Here is a 20,208-nt window from a genome sequence, read left to right as displayed (position 1 = left end):
TCTAATATAATATTTTTAATACTGTATCGCTTTAAAAAATTGACGCAATATCAAATCGCATTTGATCCGCGCGGTCTTACAGAATGACTCTTGTGCAAGAATGCATGAAAGGAGTGGCCAATGAGTTTTGAAAAAACAGATAAGATTTGGATGAACGGAGATTTCGTGAATTGGGATGATGCAAAAATTCATGTTCTCTCTCATGTAGTTCATTACGGGACGGCTCTGTTCGAGGGTGCGAGATGCTACAAGACGAAGAGAGGATCGGCCGTTTTTAGACTGCAGCCCCACACGGACAGGCTTTTCAACTCCTGCAAGATGTACAGGATGGAGATCCCCTACTCCAAGGATCAGATCAACCAGGCCATTATTGATACTATTAAAGTGAACAGGATGGAAGAGTGCTATATTAGGCCGATCGTTTACCGCGGATACGAACAGCTGGGGGTAAATCCCTTCTCATGCCCTGTCGATGTTGCTATAGCCGTATGGCAATGGGGCTCCTACCTAGGCGGGGAAGCTCTTGAAAAAGGGGTCGATGTTCAGGTCTCCAGTTGGCAAAGGATTGCGCCAAACACGATGCCGGCTCTTGCCAAATGTTCGGCTAATTACATGAATTCTCAGCTCATCAAGATGGAAGCCATTCTTAACGGATATTCCGAAGGGATCGCCCTTGATGTGAGCGGTTATGTGAGCGAGGGGAGCGGGGAGAACATATTCATCGTGAAGGAAGGGACGATCTTCACTCCTCCGCTTGGAGCATCCGTTCTCCCGGGGATCACCAGAGATTGCGTTCTTAAGATCGCAGCTCATCTGAATATCACCGTTGTCGAACAGCTCATCCCCAGGGAAGCTCTTTATATCGCCGATGAGGTCTTCTTCACAGGATCTGCCGCCGAGATAACACCCATCCGGTCGATAGATAAGATAATCATTGGGAATGGTGGGAGAGGAAAGATAACGGAAAAGCTGCAGAAAGAATTCTTCGCCATTTCAAGGGCAGAGAAAGAAGACCTCTTCGGCTGGCTTACTCCCGTCCGATAGTTCCTAATCGGAATTTATCGCAGTACTCGATTTCATAAAAAAGTGTCATGAGTGCCGAAGTGTATCCACCGTGATGCATCCGTATCTCTCATGCATGCGAGCAATGGATCAGGATATTTCTGCTTCTCACTTGACACTGGCCATGCAGGGTGATTAAATTTAAATTGAATATCTTGCGGAGTGAAAATGCATATCAATGATCTTCTGCAAATAGCAACTGAAAAAGGAGCTTCCGATCTCCACCTCAAGGTGGGGAGCCATCCTGTAATCCGGATTGACGGCAGACTCATTCCTTTGACTGATCAGAAGAGATTGATGCAGGAAGATACAATTGCTATGGCCTTCAGCATCATGAGCGCGCGACAGAAGCAGAAGTTCAAAGATAACTTCGAGATCGATATGGCTTACTCCCTTCCTGGTCTCGGCCGATTCCGTTGCAGCGTATTCCAGCAGAGGGGAGCCGTGGGGCTGGTCCTCCGCGTCATCCCGGTAAGGATCCAGACGATCAGGGATCTTCTGCTGCCCGTCGTTCTCGAAAAGATATCCGACGAACCAAGGGGTCTGATCCTCGTGACGGGAACAACGGGAAGTGGAAAATCAACGACCCTGGCAGCCATGATTGACTATATCAATTCGACGAGAACCGAACACATCATCACCATAGAAGACCCGATAGAGTTTTTACACCGTGACAAGAAGAGCATCGTCAATCAACGGGAAGTGGAAGTTGACACTAGATCGTTTGCGAGCGCTCTCCGGAGCGCTCTCCGGCAGGACCCCGATGTTGTCCTCGTAGGAGAGATGAGAGACTACGAGACGATCGAGACTGCCCTTCTCGCGGCGGAGACGGGACATCTCGTTCTAAGCACGCTTCACACTCTCGACGCCACGGAGACGATCAACCGAATCATCGCTGTTTTTCCGCCTCACCAGCAGAAACAGATCCGTTTGCAGCTCGCAGCCGTATTGAAGGCGGTTATTTCCATGAGATTGATGCCGAGGGCGGATAACAGGGGGCGTGTCCCCGCCGTAGAAGTCCTGCGATCGACGGCTTACATCAGGGACTGTATAGAGAACAAGGATAAGACGAAGATGATCCGCGATGCCATCTTCCAGGGGACATCACAGTACGGAATGCAGACTTTCGATCAATCGCTGTTCCAACTGTATAAATTGGACCTGATCACACTGGAAGAAGCCCTCAGAAGAGCCACCAATCCCGATGAATTCAAGCTCAGAGTCCAGGGGATACAGTCCACGGCCGATATGTCGCACGAAGAAATGGAGTCCATCCTCAGAACAGGGGACGAATACGATACGACTAGGACCCCTCCTCCAGGAAAAGTAACAAGGTAAAAGAAGAAGTGCCTGATGAACATAACCGGGAAGTGGCGAGAGCATTATCCTTAAGCCTGAAGACGCTATCAAGGAAATCCCGCACGCGCCATGAGATGGTAAGCATTCTGGAGAAAAAAGGATTCAGCGGAGACACCATCTCGAAATCCCTTGCCAAACTGGAAGATCTGGGTTACATAGATGATCGGAACTATGCGTATAATTACGCTGTTTCTAAGGCTACCGAGAGACTCTGGGGCAGCCGTCGCATCCGGGTGGAACTTGGCAGGAGAGGCATTTCGACTGAGATTGTGGAATCGATCCTCAAGAGGTTGAAAGACGAGATCGATGAGGAATCGTTGCTGGAAAAAGCAATCAGGAAGAAGCTGCATCTCCTGAGGGTGGATTCCAGCGAGAAGAGCTATCGAAGGCTTTACAATTATCTGATGCGAAGAGGCTTCTCGGCAAGTTCCGTAATGGAAAGGATAAGAAAATGGAAAGTGATGGATGAACGAGACGATGAGATCGGATGAGGTTAGAGAAAGATTCTTAAGATACTTTGAGGAGAGGGGGCATGTGGTCGTGAGAAGCGCTCCCCTGGTGCCCGCCGATGATCCGACGCTCCTCTTCACCAATGCAGGCATGAACCAGTTCAAGAATGTCTTCCTCGGATACGAGGAAAAGAAGTTCAGGAGAGCCACATCATCTCAGAAGTGTCTCCGCGTCAGCGGGAAGCACAACGATTTTGAACAGGTCGGGAAGACGGCGCGGCATCATACCTTCTTCGAGATGCTGGGCAATTTCTCCTTCGGCGACTACTTCAAAAAAGAAGCGATAGCCTATGGATGGGAACTCATCACGAAATCCTACAGGATCCCGGAAGAGAACCTGTGGGTGACGGTCTTTGAAGAGGACGATGAAGCCTTCCAGATCTGGGAACGGGAGATCGGCGTCGATCAATCGAGGATAGTGAAGATGGGGGCGAAGGATAATTTCTGGATCATGGGGGAAACAGGCCCATGCGGACCATGCTCCGAGATTCATTTCGATCAGGGAGAGGGGATTGGATGTGGGAAGGAGGAATGCGGTGTTGGATGCGATTGCGATCGCTTCATGGAACTGTGGAATCTTGTCTTCATCCAGTTCAACAGCGATGAACAGGGAAAGCTGGAGCCGCTTCAGGCGCCGAGTATCGACACAGGCGCTGGTCTTGAGAGGCTGGCAGCCGTCCTTCAAGGCGTCCATAGCAATTACGATACGGACCTCTTCAGACCGCTGATCGAAGAAACGGCAAGAATCACGGCAATTCCCTACGGTGCGGAGCACGATGTCTCCTTCAGAGTCATTGCGGATCATGCGAGGGCTATCTCCTTCCTCATCGCTGACGGGGTCTATCCTTCAAACACGAAGCGAGGATATGTGCTGAGAAGAATCCTGAGAAGAGCCATCAGACATGGAGGTTTTCTCGGTCTGAATCGACCCTTCCTCCATCATCTCACACCTATCGTCGTCAGGGAGATGGGGAACAACTATCCAGAACTTATCGAAGCGAAAGATTACATCCTTGAACTGTGCCGTGCGGAAGAGGAACGATATGCCAAGACACTTTCTACGGCTGTTGCACTTCTCGATGAGCTGATCTCACGGTCGGATAATGAGGAGAGGATCATAAGCGGAAGGGATGTATTCAAGCTGTACGACACATATGGCCTTCCTCTCGACCTGGCGAAGGACATCGCATCAGAGAAAGGCTATTCTATAGATGAGGCCAGTTTCAAGGAAGAGATGGAAAAACAGAGAGTGGCATCGAGCAGCAAAGCCGCAGCGCAGGTTGGGAAAAGAGGGAAGGCGGTTTACGATAGCGTTAAAGAATACTGTTCAACTCGGTTTCTTGGTTATGAGCAACATGAGGTCTTTGACTGCAGAGTCCTGGAGATTATCCGTGGCGATGAAACCGTCGAGAAACTCTCTGTCGGTGAAAAGGGTGAGCTGATCCTGGACAAGACGCCTTTCTATGCCGAAGCCGGTGGCCAGGTGGGAGATAGAGGATACATTGTCACGCCCCGCTGGCGATGCCATGTCTTCGATGTACAGACGCCCCTGCCGGGGCTGATTGTCCATCACCTGAAAGTAGAAGAGGGAGAAGTTCACATGGGGGATCTGGCAGTCGCCGAGATCGACAGCGAAAGAAGGCACAGGATCATGAGAAATCATACCGCGACGCATCTTCTGCATTATGCGCTCCGGGATTCTGTTGGACTTCACATCAAACAGTGCGGCTCTCTTGTGGAACCGGATAGATTAAGATTCGATTTCAGTCATTATTCCGCTCTCTCGTCTGAAACCATCGCGGAAATAGAACGGACCGTCAACAGGATTATCCTCGAAGACATCCCCATTGATGTGGAAGAATCATCATACAGGGAAGCCCTTGAGAAAGGAGTAATCGCTTTTTTTGGTGAGAAGTATGGTGAGAGGGTCAGAGTAGTGAGGATCGGCGAGGTGAGCGCCGAACTATGCGGGGGGATTCATTGCCGCCGCACAGGAGAGATCGGCCTCTTCAAGATAGTGTTGGAGCGAAGCGTAGCATCCGGCATCCGCAGGATCGAAGCCGTGACGGGGGATAGAGCCTTCCATCTCCTGAGAGAAAACTACAATCATCTTGAAAAGATTAAAGATATGCTCAATATTAGCCATGGAGATCCTGTGGAGGCCATCAGCCAATGGCTTTCTGAAATCAGGTCGCTGAAGAGCGAGATCAGCAGATTACGGATGAAGGGTCTGACCGGAGAGATAAGAGATGAATGCTTTGAGAGGATTGAGACCATCAAGGGGCACAGGGTAGTGATCAGAAGAGTCGATGGACTCGAGAAGTGCGAAATGAGGACCCTTGCAGACAACTTGAAGAAGAAACTCGGTTCCGCCATCATCATCCTCGAAAACGTCGAAGAGGAAAAGGTAGCTCTTCTTGTGGCAGTGACGGAGAATCTGGCGCAAAAGTGCAATGCAGCGGTGATCGCCAGGGAGATGGCTGCAGTAATTGGAGGCAGGGGCGGAGGAAGAGCCGATCTTGCCGAAGCGGGCGGGAGGGATTTGAAGAAGCTGGATGAAGCGATAGAGAGGGGGATGAAGGTTATCGAGGAGATCTGCTGAAATGTCCACAAAGATTCGTATCATCTCATCCGCTAAATTCTTTCTTGTGCTGGCAACGATGATGCTTTTCCTTGAGACCACTCTGGCCGAAGAGATTTATCTCTTCGAGGAGGAGACTTCCCTGTTGATTACTAACATCCCATCCCAGGGATATAATAAAAAGATTGGAAGTTCCAACATGGCTTTCCAGTCCCATCCTGTGCAAACCACACTGGAAAATTGGAACAAGATCATTGAAGAGATCTCCAAAAGAAACGCCATCCCATCTTCACTCACCAGGGCCATCATCACGGTGGAATCAGGTTACAACCCCTTTGCAGTTTCCCCTAAAGGTGCCAAAGGGCTCATGCAGCTAATGGATGGAACTGCAAAACGGTTTGGCGTGAAAGATATCTTCGACCCGCATGAGAACATCCTCGGTGGCGTCAAGTATTTAAGATACCTGCTTGATTTTTTTGGCGAGGATCTTTCACTGGCTCTTGCCGCTTACAATGCAGGCGAGAGAGCCGTACTCGATCATGGTGGCATTCCTCCCTATCCCGAGACGATGGATTACGTGAAGAATGTCAAACGGCTTCTGGGGTTCCAGAATCCGCAGAAGAAGAAAATATCCGGGACGATCATCGCGGCGAAGCCATACATCATCCAGACGAAGAGTGGAAGCATAAGCATCGTCAATTGACAATATCTGCTGCAATTTAAACAGCAAAAAGTGAAAAATTTAAAAATCCGTGATAAATATCTGTATATTTGTCTACTTTTTTGCCTTGACCTGCTATCTTGCTCAAAGTAAATGAATAAACGCAAAATTACGCTGGGCTCATAAATGAGGCGGTGAGGCTGGCGAATCCCAGGAAGAAGGGGGGGGTAGAAAGAGCAAAATTTAAGCTGGTAGTTGGGATTTGATTGAAAAATCAAACTCATTAATTGAAAGGAGCCAAAATGAAGAAACTATTAACCGCTGTGTTTTGTTTAGCAGTCGCATCGATGTTTGGCTGTGCGCTGGTCGACTATGGCTGCATCCGCGATTGGGATCAGGCCGGACCAGAAGGCCATGGTGTGCTTGTCAACACCAATGGTAAAGCTCACGTAAAAGAGCCGATGCGGGTAATGAAGATCTTCCCGGATCATGCAGAAGAGGTTCTGTGGTTTGTGGATCAGGCAGCCAATGGTGATCAGAAACTCAGCAACTTCATCAATATGGAACCGGCAGTAGGTTGGAGCTGGCACAGTGACTACTATTGCAACCCCGATTGGAACGGTTGCTCCTGGGTCAGTGCCGACAGACCATATCCGAAGTGCGAATCTGGCTATGATTACTATCCATACACGGTGAACTGGAACTGCACATCGCAGACATTCGGATTCCTGTGGTCAACGGGAAGATGGAGATATGGTGAGTGCGGTAGAAACATTCCGCTCGCTGACAAGATCAGCCTGCTCAACATGGGTGAACTTGGAACCATGAACGGCAAAGAGGGACTGTATTACAACATTAACAGAACGAACCTCACAGTTAACCTCGAGAATGAGTATGGCAACAGCTGGAACGTTCCGTTCAATGTGGGCACAAGCTTCTTCTTCAATCCGCAGGGAAGAGATGCAGCCATCGATCTGGCCAACCCGGTCAATTCCAGCACGTTGAAGTGGTATGCCGACTGGTTAGACAAATATGCCACAGATTGGACCACAGTGACCGTTACCTACAACGGTATCTCTGACGAGTTCAAGATTGTCGGTAAGCCTGGATTCTCCTCTGACGATTACAGAAAAGGGGCAAACAAGCTGTACTAATCCAGTCTGATCGTGGTACTCAAGGGGGGCAATTTCGCCCCCCTTTTTTTCTGCCTCATGTCATTGAAGTTGTGAAGACTTTCCTCCAAATCAAATGCCCTATTTTCAGAATCTTTTTAAACATATAATATATTTAGATCATCATGATGAAAGGGAGCGCGCATCTTAGGATTTCTTTATTCCTTATCACACTCGCTGCCTTGAGCCTTCTCGCATTTTTCTGCTGCTCGCATTTCTCACAAGCAAAACCATTGAATGTCATACTGATCAGCCTTGATACTGTTCGTGCTGATTTTCTCGGATACGCTGGCAGCTGGTTGGCCGAAACACCTAATATCGATGCCCTGGCCGGGAAGGGTGTAGTCTTCACTCGGGCAATATCGACGAACAGTATCACCACGCCAGCCCACTGTTCCATGCTGACCGGCCTATATCCGATGGCTCATGGAGTGCACGGCAATGGAACATATGCGCTTCCGGCTTCAGAGGAGACGCTTGCTGAATTCCTCAAGTCAAGAGGCTATGTGACGGCTGGCTTTGTCTCTGCATTTCCTGTTTCAAGAAGATTCGGACTGGCCCAGGGATTTGATCTATACGATGATCGCATATCCCTTCCTGAACAGGAAAAGGGGGATGGATTTCGCATGGGAATCTTTGCACAACGATCAGCCGGAGAAGTGGCTGATGCGGTAATCTCATGGGTGCGCAAGGAGCTTCCCTCGCGAAAACCTTTCTTTCTTTTCATCCATTTCTTCGATGCCCATGCCCCCTATGCGCCTCCGGAGGAGTTCATCAGGCGCTTCGGCACGGCCAGGGAACAGAGATATGCTGGTGAGATTGCTTACATAGACAAGCAGCTTGGGAGGATACTCTCAAGCTGCGATCGTGCTAACGCACTCGATGACACTCTCATCATCGTGACATCGGACCATGGGGAATCCCTTGGTGAGCATGGAGAGGAGACCCACGGACTCTTCATTTACGACTCCACTATTCACGTTCCGCTCATCTTCCAGGGAGGCCCGTGTGTGCGAAGGATTTTGATTGAGGACCAGGTCGGGATCGTCGACATCTTTCCCACGGTTGCGGATCTTCTGGGATTTTCAGTTCCACCAAAGGTTCAGGGACGCTCGTTGAAAGGATTGTTGCTTGGAACAGCAGAAAGGCTTGATGAAAGGCCCTACTATATCGAGAGCTATCATCCCTACGAAACTTTCGGTTGGAGTCCGCTGATTGGTTTTCGGAAATCTTTTGAAAAATTCATTCTTGCTCCATACCCCGAGTTGTACGATCTCGCGAAGGATCCCCTCGAAGAGAAGAATCTTTATGAATCTCAGGGCGAACATGCAAAGGAGACGGAACTGGAACTGTCAGATCTTCTCAGAAGCATCCAGGGAGTTCCTGGTAGAGCGGAAACCCGGCTCTCCGTGAGAGAGCGAGAACTACTCCAGAGCCTGGGATACATTGGAGCTGGCATTCGGGTCACTCCTTCCGGAGCGCTGGCCGATCCCAAGGATCGCATCGACCTTTTCAGAAAGATGGAAGCAGCGAGATTGCAAATTTACAGCGGTAAGAATGTCGGTTCCGCGCTTGAAGAACTGAGGAACTTGGAGCAGAAGGATCCCGGCAATGCTGTCCTGAGATTGACGATCGGACAGACACTTGTTGCAATGAATCGCCATGAGGAAGCGGAAGCTTACTATACTTCTCTCCTCTCAAAATTTCCAGATTTTCCCGAAATCCTCAATGAACTTGCAGGGTTATTATTGAAAAGGAAAGAATGGGAAAAGGCTGCACGGCAATACAAGAGAAGCCTTGAGATAAACCATCTTCAGGTGGAGCTCTATCCAAACCTGGCCTATGCGCTTATCCAGATGGGAAATGGAACAGAAGCTACTAAAATCATAGATAGGGCTTTGCAGATGATTCCCGATGATGGGTCCCTTCATACGATTCGGGCGGAGATTGCTTTCCAGGCTCAGGATTTCGCGACAGCCGCGGAACATTACTCCTTCGTCCATAGAAATAAACCGAAAGATCCGGATGTGGCGCAATCCTACGCAAGATCCCTCCTCATGGCGGGTCAAGCAGCACAAGCCGCTTCAATTCTTGAGCCTTTCGAATCCATGGCCGGGGAAGACACAGATCTACTTCTCCTCTATGGCCAGTGCCTCGCCCAGGCTGGCCATGTGAAAGAGGCCATGAACTGCTTTGGCAAAGTGCTCGCGAGGGAGGATCGATCCTCGGCACATTATTTCATGGGGCTCTGCTTCTTGAAGCTGGGGCAGGTCGAAGAGGCAAAGAAGCATTTCAGCATGCTCTCCAAGGATGATCCCAATTTCGAACAAAGCCAGCAAGCCCTCAAATCGATTCGTCCACGCTGATCACCAGTTCAATACGTTCTAATCGAGTCAGGACAAAATAGTTTTCGTGATAATCATACAGGAAGTGCATCGAAATATTCAGGGAATATATTTAAGATGATTGTGAGAGATTCACCATTGAGAGCGAATGAGATCGGGAAGATAGATGAGACCGAAGCCGCTCTCGTTGTCTGGTCCAGGACTTCCCAGGTCCACGGCATGATTTTTCAAGAGACGTTCCAGATCCTCCACGCTCATTTCTGGATACTTCTGGATGAGAATGGCAACGGCACCTGCAGCGTATCCTGAAGCCGCCGATGTGCCGCTGTAAGTCATGTAAGAATTTGACTGGATTGGAAAGGCAAAGAAGACATCTTCTCCGGGAGCAACGACCATTGGAAAGATCTCTCCAGAACAGCGACTCGGACCTCTGGAGGAAAAGCTGGAGACTTCTTTCCCGGCGTTAACTGAACCGACAGAAAAAGCGGGAACACCTCCCGGGAATGTCGAGGGGAGATCCGCCGGAGATTCGCTGCTGGAATGAGATGGGCCCTGATTCCCCGCCGCGAAAACTGGAAATATCTCCGCAGCCTTCCAGGCATTTATGAAATCAAGATCGAAGTCTTTGCATTTAGAACGGGAGTGAGACCAGGCGTTTACGATGACGTCAGGCTTTGCAACGTTCAGCATCCAGTCGGCACAGCATGTCATATGGATGTTATTGTAAAAATTCTTATGGTTGGCGAGCGCTGCGACCCAGGTGGAACCGGGAGCGACTCCAATCTTCTTCCTGTTCTCATTCCTTCCCGAGGCGCATGACAGGACTCCAGTTCCATGGCCTTTGCTGTCAAAAGGCTCTGAGGTACCCGTGACCGGATCGAACCAGCTCTTGTCTCCTCCCCGAAAATTTTTTCTGAGCTGTTCATGGTGCAACCATACACCCGTATCAAGAGAACCAACGACGACTCCTGATCCATCAAACCCCATGGCCCACACCTTTTCTGCTCCCATAATCTTCAGAGCCCAGTTCTCCGTAATATCCCCCTGCAGCGCCTCGATCTCTTTAATATTTTCATATTGGCTTCCTGCGCGCTCTGAGGCAGAATGATACTCTTCAATAACCCTTGCGATATCTTCACGTGCGGCGAGAGCCCGGATGGCGCTAGCACTGGCAACAGCGTAAAATCTATTCACTATGCTGAACTTCTTGAAGTATTCGATCTCCCCGCGTTCCATCAGGGATTCCACGATTGGACGGATCTCCTTTTCTTTCCTGTCAGACAGGATATTCAAGGCTTTTATGACTTCATCTCTTCTGGCTGATTTGCTCAATCCCAACCCATTCAGACGCGTCTTGAAGTTCACCAGGTCAAGTTGCTCTCTGAAATCGAAGAGGACTTTGAATTTTTGAGAAGAAGATGCCTCCTGCAGCACTTTCGCAAACTGCTCTGATGTTTTCAGAGGGGAGGAAGTTTCCGTCAAAATGACCACGGGAACATCATCAGTCTTAAAGGAGATTCTCTCCGATCTCTTCTTGCTGGATATCGTACAGCTCGACATGACGAAAAGCGAACATAACAGGATGAGAAAAAGGGTGTCAAGCATCTTTCCTTTCATAATATTGACTTTACTGGATCCATTCAGTAAATTAATTTAAATTAATAAACTATTATAGAGAAAAGGATGTGTTGTAGCAAAAATCAGTTATTCATATTCTTCCTGTTGTTATCCTCACTTTTTATATTATCGTGCGGGAAAGGGAGGGATGATAACGTCCTGCAAAACATCATCTTGATCACCCTCGATACTGTGCGATCCGATCATCTGGGTTGTTATGATTATGCGAAAGCGAAAACTCCGAACCTTGATGGTTTTGCAAAAGAGGGAATTATCTTCGAACATGCCGTCTGCCCTTCTCCCAGTACCGTACCCTCTCATGCAACGATAATGACCGGTCTCTACCCTCCAGGGCATGGGGTGAGGGTCACGGGTAGACATTACCTTCCGGACAATGCAACCACACTCGCAGAAATATTGAGTGCTAAAGGATTCCGTACAGGAGCCGTCATTTCGGGATTTCCGCTGACGAGGCGTTTCGGCATAAACCAGGGTTTTGACTTTTATGAAGATTCTTTTTATGACAATACTCCTGGACGAGTATCAATCATCGAAAGATCCGCCAAGGAATCTATAGGGATCGCCCTGAAATGGCTGAGCCAGAATAAAGATTCCAGATTCTTTCTCTGGCTGCATCTCTTCGACCCGCATTCCGACTATACGCCACCGGCCCCTTTCGACAGGGAATTTCACGATGCGCCGTACGATGGTGAGATTGCCTATATGGATTCCCAGCTTGGGCCCTTCTTCGACAAGCTGAAGGAATGGGACCTATTTGATCGGTCGCTCATCATCATCGCGGGAGATCACGGGGAGGGTCTTGGAGATCATGGCGAAATGGAGCATCAATATCTGATCTACAACTCGACGGTGATGGTTCCACTTCTCCTCAGGGCAGGAAATGTGCGTGAAGCAAAGAAAATACCTGAACTCGTTGGATTGGTCGATATATTCCCCACAGTTTTAGACATGTTGGGGATAAAAGAGGAACTTGTAGTTGATGGAGAATCTCTACGCAATATCATTGAAGCGCCACCTGGAAGGACTGGGGAGCGCCTCTATTACATCGAATCGTTGTCGGGCGAGATTTCTCTGGGATGGAGCCCTCTCTATTCAACAATGACCGGGAATTGGAAGTTCATCGAAGCGCCGGAGCCGGAATTGTACAGGATCATGGATGATCCCTCCGAACTTCAGAACCTGGCTTTAAAGGAGCCGGAGATGCTGGAATGTTCGAGGAAAGAGCTGGCACAGACTATGGCGGAGCTTTTGCAGAGGGAGGAAAAATCAGGGGTAAAGATGGACGAGGAGACTATGAGGGACCTTGCCAGTCTGGGCTACATCTCCGCCGGTTCATTTAAGAAAAAAGATGGGGGTTCTCTCAAGGATCCAAAGAAATACATTCACCTTGAAAAAGAAATCGTTGCCCTTTATAAACTCTTTCTGACTAACCAGAAGGATAAGATCTTCCCTTACGTGGAGACGATCCTGAAAGCCGATTCGGAAAACAGGCTTGCCCTTTTATATGCCGGCACGGCCCACTATGAAAAGAGGCAGTATCCGCAGGCGCTTTTCTATCTTGATAGACTGTACCAGTATTATCAGGATGAGATCGGAAACGAAATGCTCATCAGAATCTATATCGAGCAGAGAAATCTTGATAGAGCCATTGAGGTCTCAGAATCCAGCGTGGAATTTTTTCCAGACAAGCCGCAGTTCCATACTTTGAAAGGTATGCTTATGGCAGAGAACAAGCGATATGGCGATGCCATCGAAAGCTTCAAGAAGTCTCTTTCCATAGATCATAGCAATCCGGAAGTCTATTACTACATTGCAAGATGTTACGCTATAACAGGAGATGAAGATTCTTCCATGGAAGCCATAAGAGACTCGCTGATGAAGGGGCTCGGTCAGCCAGGGATCTATCTTGCTGATCCTGTTTTCCGTAATATGAAGAGATTCCATGAGATAGAACGACTCGTAGATCAGCGGAAAAAATCCTAAAGATTAGATTTTCGACACTGACATCAGAAAGGACAGAAGTCCCTGATTGGACGTTATCTTTCCGGGTCTATACTCATGAGAAAATGCTTGACAAATCTGAAAAGAGCCGTATATATCATTAAAAGGAACCGATAACAATTTGATCTGACAATTGTCAGGATAGCTCTTTACATTTTCTTGCCAGTCTTAACAAAAGGAGGACCGATGCAATCGTTTAAGATTATGAGGGTCCTGCCTTTTGCCTTCGCCTTTTTTTCCATTTTCCTCTTTTGCAATCTATTTTCCATCCAAGCCATCCATGGACAGATAGCGACCATTGAGATCGATCTTTCTGTGGATGATGACGATCAGAGGTTGATCGGGAAGGATGGGCGTGTGGAGGCGGATGCAGGGGATCAGATGGGGATGAGTGTAGCAGGAGGGGACCTGAACGGGGATGGGACAGGGGATTTCATATTGGGTGTTCCGGGGGCGAACGGACCAGGGAATTCGAGAGGGGACAACACTGGGGAGGTGTATGTGGTCTTCGGGAACAGGTATCCGAAGGGGGAGATCAGATTCAGCGAGGAGGAGGCGGATGTAGTGATCTACGGGATAGATGCAGGGGATAATGCAGGGAGGGCTTTAGGGTGCGGAGATGTGAACGGAGACGGGACGGATGATCTTGTGATATCTGCGCCGTTTGGAGATGGGGACTCTAATTCGAGGAGCGGATGCGGTGAGGTCTACGTGATATACGGGAGAGGGACGATAGGGGGAGTGATAGACCTGAAGAACGTGGACCCTGCCATAACGAATGCCGATGTGACCATTTACGGGAAGGATGACGACGACTCGCTGGGGAGGGGGCTTGCGATAGGGGACGTGAACAACGATGGTACTGATGACATTGTGATAGGAGCTCCCTGGGGTGACGGGACAGGTGGGACTACGACGGATGCAGGGGAGGTATACCTGATCTACGGCTCTTCGTCTTTATCTAAGACGATAAACCTGTCTACTACTGGGGCAGATTATGTGATCTATGGGGGAGGGAGCTGGGATTTTGCTGGGAGGAACGTGAGCGTAGGAGATGTGAACGGGGATGGGAGCGACGACATTCTGATAGGGGCAACTGGTGGTGATGGACCGACTGATTCGAGGTCTATGTGCGGAGATGCGTATCTGATATACGGTGGGAGCCTGAGCGGGAGCAAGGATCTGGCTTCCTCTGCGGCAGACGTGACGATATACGGTGCCGAGGCTGGAGACAACTCTGCATCATCAGTACATGCTTGCGATCTGAACAACGATGGGTATGCGGACATATTGATCGGAGCGACATTTGCTGATGGTATCTCGAACGGGAAGGATGCAAGCGGGGAGGCCTACGTCATATATGGGAGCGGTGCACTGGCAACCGAGATAGACCTATCCAGCACACACGACATAATCATCTACGGAGCCGATGAGGCTGACAATCTTGGAGACAGGGTCTGGATGGGAGATATCAACGGGGATGGGACGAATGATCTGATCCTCGGGGCGGTGGGAGGGGATGCACCTCTGGAGAACAGGGACTCCTGCGGGGAGGTTTATGTACTGTATGGAGGATATCTCTTCAGCAGCTACAATCTTAAGGTTGACACAGTGGATATGATTGTTTTCGGTTATAAATCGGGAGATGCGATAGGGTTAGCAATCGGAGATGGGGACATCAACGGGGATGGATACGGTGATCTGCTGCTAGGGACGAGCTCGGGGGACGGGTATAACGTTTCGATCTGGGATTGCGGGGAGGGGTATGGGATCACGCCTATAGATGCCGACTTGGATGGGGTGAGGGACATCGGGGACAACTGTCCCGGGATAGCAAACAGCGGGCAGAGCGATGTTGATGGTGATGGTATAGGGGATGACTGTGACAACTGTGCTGGGGATGCTAACAGGGATCAGAAGGACAACGACGGAGACATGCAGGGAGACCGATGCGACCCCGATGATGACAACGACTCTATCCTGGATGATGGAGATAACAGCGGGACGATTGGAGACAACCGGTGTGCCGGGGGAGCAACGACTAACTGCGACGATAATTGCCAGTTTGTCTACAATCTCGAGCAGACAGACACAGATTCCGATGGTGTAGGGTCTTCCTGTGACAATTGCCCGAGCACTGCGAACTCCAATCAGAATGATCTGGACGGAGATGGAACTGGAGATGTGTGTGATAGCGATGACGATGGAGATGGTGATCCAGATACCTCTGATAATTGCCAGATGGTATCCAACCCCAACCAGGAGAATGCTGACGGAGATAATTACGGCGATGCCTGCGATAACTGCAAGTACGACTCAAATGATGACCAGGCCGATGCAGATGCTGATGGAGTGGGGAATGTCTGCGACAACTGTGATTACGCTGCAAATCCATCCCAGACGGATGCTGACAATGATGGGGTGGGAGACGTCTGCGACAACTGTCCGAATAACAGCAATGCGAATCAGGCCGATGCGGATGGTGATGGCAAGGGGGATGCCTGCGACAACTGCGTGAATACGGCAAATCCGGACCAGAAGAATTCGGATGGGGACAGCGATGGGGATGCCTGCGATAACTGTCCGAATACCTTGAATCCAGCCCAGAAGGATACGGATGGTGACGGGGTGGGAGACGCCTGCGACAACTGCAAGTACGATGTGAATTCCGATCAATCAGACATAGACCTGGATGGGACTGGAGATGTCTGCGATGACGATGACGATGGAGATGGGATTCCGGACAGCGATGGGGATGGGACTGTGGATCCATGCACGGGAGGTTCCACAACAGGGTGTGACGACAACTGTCCTAAGATATCTAATGCGGGACAGGGTAATCAGGACGACGATAATTTCGGTGATGTCTGCGACAACTGCAGGAGCGTGGCGAACAACGATCAGCTTGATACGGATGGAGATGGCTTCGGGGATCTCTGTGACAACTGCCCGATGATCTCCAATGCCAATCAAAGGGACACGGAGGCGGATGGAACGGGAGACGTCTGCGATGAAGATGACGACAACGATGGGATACTGGATGACGGGGACAGCAGCGGGACGATCGGGGATAACAAGTGTACGGGAGGGAACACGGTAAATTGCGATGACAACTGTCAGTATGCGAGCAACCCGCTGCAGGAGGATGCAGATGGGGATGGAGTAGGAGACCCATGCGACTTCAGTTACATCGATATGGGGACGGATACGGAGGATGTGAGGATAATCGGGCCGGAGGGGGGAGATCAGACTGGGACGGGGATGGCATACGGGGACGTGAACGGGGATGGGATCATAGACGTGATCATCTCTGCGCAGGGAGGGGATGGGCCATCCAACGGTAGGGACTCCTGCGGGGAGGTTTATATTCTGTACGGGGAGAGGTACCATCCGATGACAATAGATATGGGCAGTCAGCCTGCTGACGTGACGATCTACGGGCCGGATGCGATGGATTTCATAGGACGTTCTATCGCATCGTGCGACGTTGATAACGATGGATTCGCAGATATCATCATCGGATCTCCATACGGGGATGGGCCTCTCAACGACAGGGCGAGCGCGGGGGAGGTGTACGTAATAAGGGGTAAGAGCTACTTTCCATCTACGTTTGATCTGAGTAACAGCGACACGTCTATCACTAATGCTGACATGACGGTATTCGGTAAGGATGACGGGGATCTTACAGGGAGGTCAGTGGCGTGCGGGGACATTAACGGGGACGGGTATGACGACATAGTGATAGGGGCATTCGGGGCAGATGGGACTAACAATCAGAGGGAGGATTCGGGGGAGGTGTGGGTTGTGTATGGGGAGGCTGATCTGCCCAAGAAGAAGGATCTATCGACGACAGGCGGATATGACATCTACATCAGCGGTGGGAGCTCAGGGGATTATGCAGGGAGGAAGGTGGCGGCGGGGGATTTCAACGGAGATGGATATGCCGACATGGCGATAGGGGCTATTGGAGCTGATGACGGGAGCGAATCTGACGTGGGGAAGGTATTCATGATTCTGGGAAGCGCTACTCCGGGGAGCAGCTTTGACCTTTCATCACAATACAGCCTTGTCCTGATAGGAGCCGACCAGAACGATGATTTCGGATATGACATGACATTCGGATATTTCGATGGAGACATCTATGAGGATCTCATGATATCGGCACCCTCAGCGGATGGTCCAACGCCCACGGATGTCCGAAGCTCTTCCGGCGAGGTATTTCTGGTAAAGGGCAGAGCTACACTGCCTGCTCCACCGGAGATGAGATTTCCAGGGGATGCCGACTTTGCCGTCTATGGCGCCGAAGCCAGCGACAATCTTGGTGACGGTCTTGCGCTGGGAGACATCAACGGGGATGGGACTGGTGACATCCTTATTGGAGCCCCTCTGGGAGATGGGAAGGACAATGCCAGGTACTCCTGCGGGGAGGTCTACGTCATCTATGGGACGGGCTCACTGATCGGGATGACGAAGGATCTGCTTACGAGTGGGCCTGATATCCTGATCTATTCCGAGAGTGACAGCGACAATTTTGGAAACGTCCTTATCTCCGGTGATTACAACGAGGATGGGTACAGGGACATAATAGTGACTGCGACCTTTGCCGATGGTCTCAGCAACGATCGGGAGAGCTGCGGGGAAGTCTTCATAATCTCACCCATTGATTCAGATGGAGATGGATACAGGAACATGGGGGACAACTGTCCCGTAACTGCCAATGCTGATCAGGCAGACAGCGAAGGGGACAATGTGGGAGACGCCTGTGACAACTGTGACGCAGTCTCTAATCCCGATCAGCTCAACCACGACGGAGACGTGGATGGGGATGCCTGCGATGTTGATGATGACAACGACGGGATATTAGACGATGGGGACAGCAGTGGAACGATAGGGGACAACAGATGCACTGGAGGGAACACTGTGAATTGCGATGACAACTGTCAGTTCGTCTACAACCTGACGCAGGCGGACAGCGACTCAGACCTCAAGGGGGATGCGTGTGACAACTGCATCAACGACTCGAATGCGAATCAGGAAGACTTCGACAACGATGGGACTGGAGACGTATGTGATAACGATGATGACGGGGATGGGATTCCTGACAGCGATGGGGATGGGACGGTTGATCCATGCACCGGGGGTGTAACGACAAACTGCGACGACAACTGTCAGTATGAGTACAATCCGAGTCAGGAAGACGTCGATTCTGACAAGATAGGGGATCTGTGCGACAACTGTCCAAGCGATGCGAACGAGAATCAGGCGGATGGTGACGGGGACGGGGCGGGGGATGTCTGTGACAACTGTGACGGGTTATCGAACGAGTCTCAGGCTGATACGGATGGCGATGGAGTGGGAGACCTGTGCGACAACTGTCCGTATGATGCCAATGCTGGGCAGGAGGACAACGACGGGACCGGAGGAGGGGATGCCTGTGACGTTGACGATGACAACGACGGGATACTGGACGATGGAAACAACAGCGGGAGTGTGGGGGACTACAAGTGCCACGGTGGGTACACAGCGAACTGCGACGACAACTGTGTTTTCGATGTAAACCCGAATCAGGAGGACGTGGATGACGATGCCAAGGGGGACGTCTGCGACGATGATGCGGATGGGGACGGGATACCGGAGGACTGGGACAACGATGGGACCAAGCATGAGGATCCCTGCACGGCTGGAGCGACGATAAACTGTGACGACAACTGCTGGCTGAAGGCCAATGCCCTGCAGGAGGATGGGGACGGTGATGGGGTCGGGGACGTCTGTGACAACTGTGTGAACGATCCGAATGCGAACCAGGCGGACTTTGATGGGGATCAGACCGGGGATGTCTGTGATGCGGATGATGACAACGACGGGATATTGGACGATGGGGACGGCAGTGGGATTATAGGGGACAACCGGTGTGTTGGAGGTGCTACGAATAGCTGCGACGACAACTGCCAGTTCGCAAGCAACTCCTCGCAGCTGGATGGGGACGGTGACGGCAGGGGAGACGATTGCGACAACTGTCCATCCAATCCCAATTCGGATCAGACTGACAACGATTCCGACACTCTGGGGAATGCCTGCGACAACTGTCCTGACGTGAGCAACCTTGACCAGAAGGATACGGACAGTGATCTGATAGGAGATGCCTGCGATGTTGATGACGACAACGACGGGATATTGGACGACGGGGACAGCAGCGGTACGATAGGGGACAACAAGTGTACGGGAGGGAACACTGTGAACTGCGATGACAACTGCAGGGTCGTATCCAACGTTCTGCAGGAGGATACGGATGGGGATAAGGCTGGTGATGCCTGCGACAACTGTCAGGGGCTTGCCAACGAGAGCCAGGCGAACAACGATGGAGACAACTACGGTAACGATTGCGACAACTGTCCAAACGATGTGAACAACAGTCAATCCGACAATGACGGGGATGGTGTAGGTGATGCCTGCGACTGGGACGATGACAACGATGACATACCCGATCTGAACGACAACTGTCCATGGAACGCCAATACGGGTCAGCATGACAGCGACAACGATGATGTGGGGGATGTCTGTGACAACTGTGTGAACACGGCGAACCCTGATCAGAAGGATACGGATGGTGATGGAGACGGGGACCTCTGCGATAACTGTGTGTCCGTTGCTAACAGTGACCAGAAGGATACCGACAGCGATGCAATCGGGGATGCCTGTGACACGGATGACGACAACGACGGGGTTGTGGATCTGGAAGATTGCGCTCCCTTTGATGCTTCGGTTAGCGCAATACCAGGGGAAGTGGGGGCAACGCTGCAGTTCAACAAGAACAAGGAGGATCTGACCTGGCAGTCTATTCCTCAGGCCACTATCTACAACGTGTACAGAGGGACTTTCG

10 protein-coding genes are annotated in these 20,208 nt (G+C 50.6%); 9 read left to right on the top strand and 1 reads right to left on the bottom strand.

Translation table 11 applies throughout. The annotated features are described in order from the left end of the window. The first annotated feature begins 120 nt into the window (after positions 1 to 120). From AB1756_10135 to AB1756_10105, 7 genes are all read left to right on the top strand, one after another. Positions 121 to 1,044 (top strand): branched-chain amino acid transaminase, encoded by a 924-nt coding sequence (locus AB1756_10135; GenBank protein MEW5807687.1) that lies wholly within the window; start codon positions 121 to 123, stop codon positions 1,042 to 1,044. A gap of 186 nt (positions 1,045 to 1,230) precedes the next feature. Continuing rightward, a complete protein-coding gene (locus AB1756_10130; GenBank protein MEW5807686.1) occupies positions 1,231 to 2,400 on the top strand; it encodes a type IV pilus twitching motility protein PilT in 1,170 nt (389 codons plus the stop codon). An 8-nt stretch (positions 2,401 to 2,408) separates the two neighbouring features. Beyond that, positions 2,409 to 2,912, top strand: a complete 504-nt coding sequence (locus AB1756_10125; GenBank protein MEW5807685.1) for a regulatory protein RecX — start codon at positions 2,409 to 2,411, stop codon at positions 2,910 to 2,912. Further along, on the top strand, positions 2,887 to 5,532 hold the full coding sequence (gene alaS, locus AB1756_10120) for an alanine--tRNA ligase (GenBank protein MEW5807684.1): 2,646 nt from the start codon (positions 2,887 to 2,889) through the stop codon (positions 5,530 to 5,532). Before AB1756_10125 ends, alaS begins: the two co-directional genes overlap by 26 nt. A gap of 1 nt (position 5,533) precedes the next feature. Further along, entirely contained in the window at positions 5,534 to 6,214 is a 681-nt protein-coding gene (locus tag AB1756_10115) for a lytic transglycosylase domain-containing protein (protein MEW5807683.1), read from the top strand. A 305-nt stretch (positions 6,215 to 6,519) separates the two neighbouring features. Then, positions 6,520 to 7,326: a hypothetical protein gene (locus AB1756_10110; GenBank protein ID MEW5807682.1), complete on the top strand. Its 807-nt coding sequence runs from the start codon at positions 6,520 to 6,522 to the stop codon at positions 7,324 to 7,326. A 251-nt stretch (positions 7,327 to 7,577) separates the two neighbouring features. Continuing rightward, positions 7,578 to 9,710, top strand: coding sequence for a sulfatase-like hydrolase/transferase (locus tag AB1756_10105; protein MEW5807681.1), 2,133 nt, complete (start codon positions 7,578 to 7,580; stop codon positions 9,708 to 9,710). A gap of 111 nt (positions 9,711 to 9,821) precedes the next feature. Here AB1756_10105 and AB1756_10100 read toward each other — a convergent pair whose 3' ends face one another. Beyond that, positions 9,822 to 11,294 (bottom strand): S8 family serine peptidase, encoded by a 1,473-nt coding sequence (locus AB1756_10100; GenBank protein MEW5807680.1) that lies wholly within the window; start codon positions 11,292 to 11,294, stop codon positions 9,822 to 9,824. A gap of 186 nt (positions 11,295 to 11,480) precedes the next feature. Here AB1756_10100 and AB1756_10095 point away from each other — a divergent pair, with 186 nt between their 5' ends. Both AB1756_10095 and AB1756_10090 read left to right on the top strand, forming a co-directional pair. Beyond that, entirely contained in the window at positions 11,481 to 13,310 is a 1,830-nt protein-coding gene (locus AB1756_10095) for a sulfatase-like hydrolase/transferase (GenBank protein MEW5807679.1), read from the top strand. A gap of 204 nt (positions 13,311 to 13,514) precedes the next feature. Continuing rightward, on the top strand, positions 13,515 to 20,208 hold a 6,694-nt coding region (locus AB1756_10090; GenBank protein MEW5807678.1), incomplete at its 3' end, for a thrombospondin type 3 repeat-containing protein.

The sequence above is a fragment of the Acidobacteriota bacterium genome, assembly GCA_040752675.1.
Lineage (GTDB): Bacteria > Acidobacteriota > Polarisedimenticolia > JBFMGF01 > JBFMGF01 > JBFMGF01.
The sequence above is the reverse complement of the archived record's forward strand: the minus strand, read 5'-3'. Positions and strand labels throughout refer to the sequence as shown.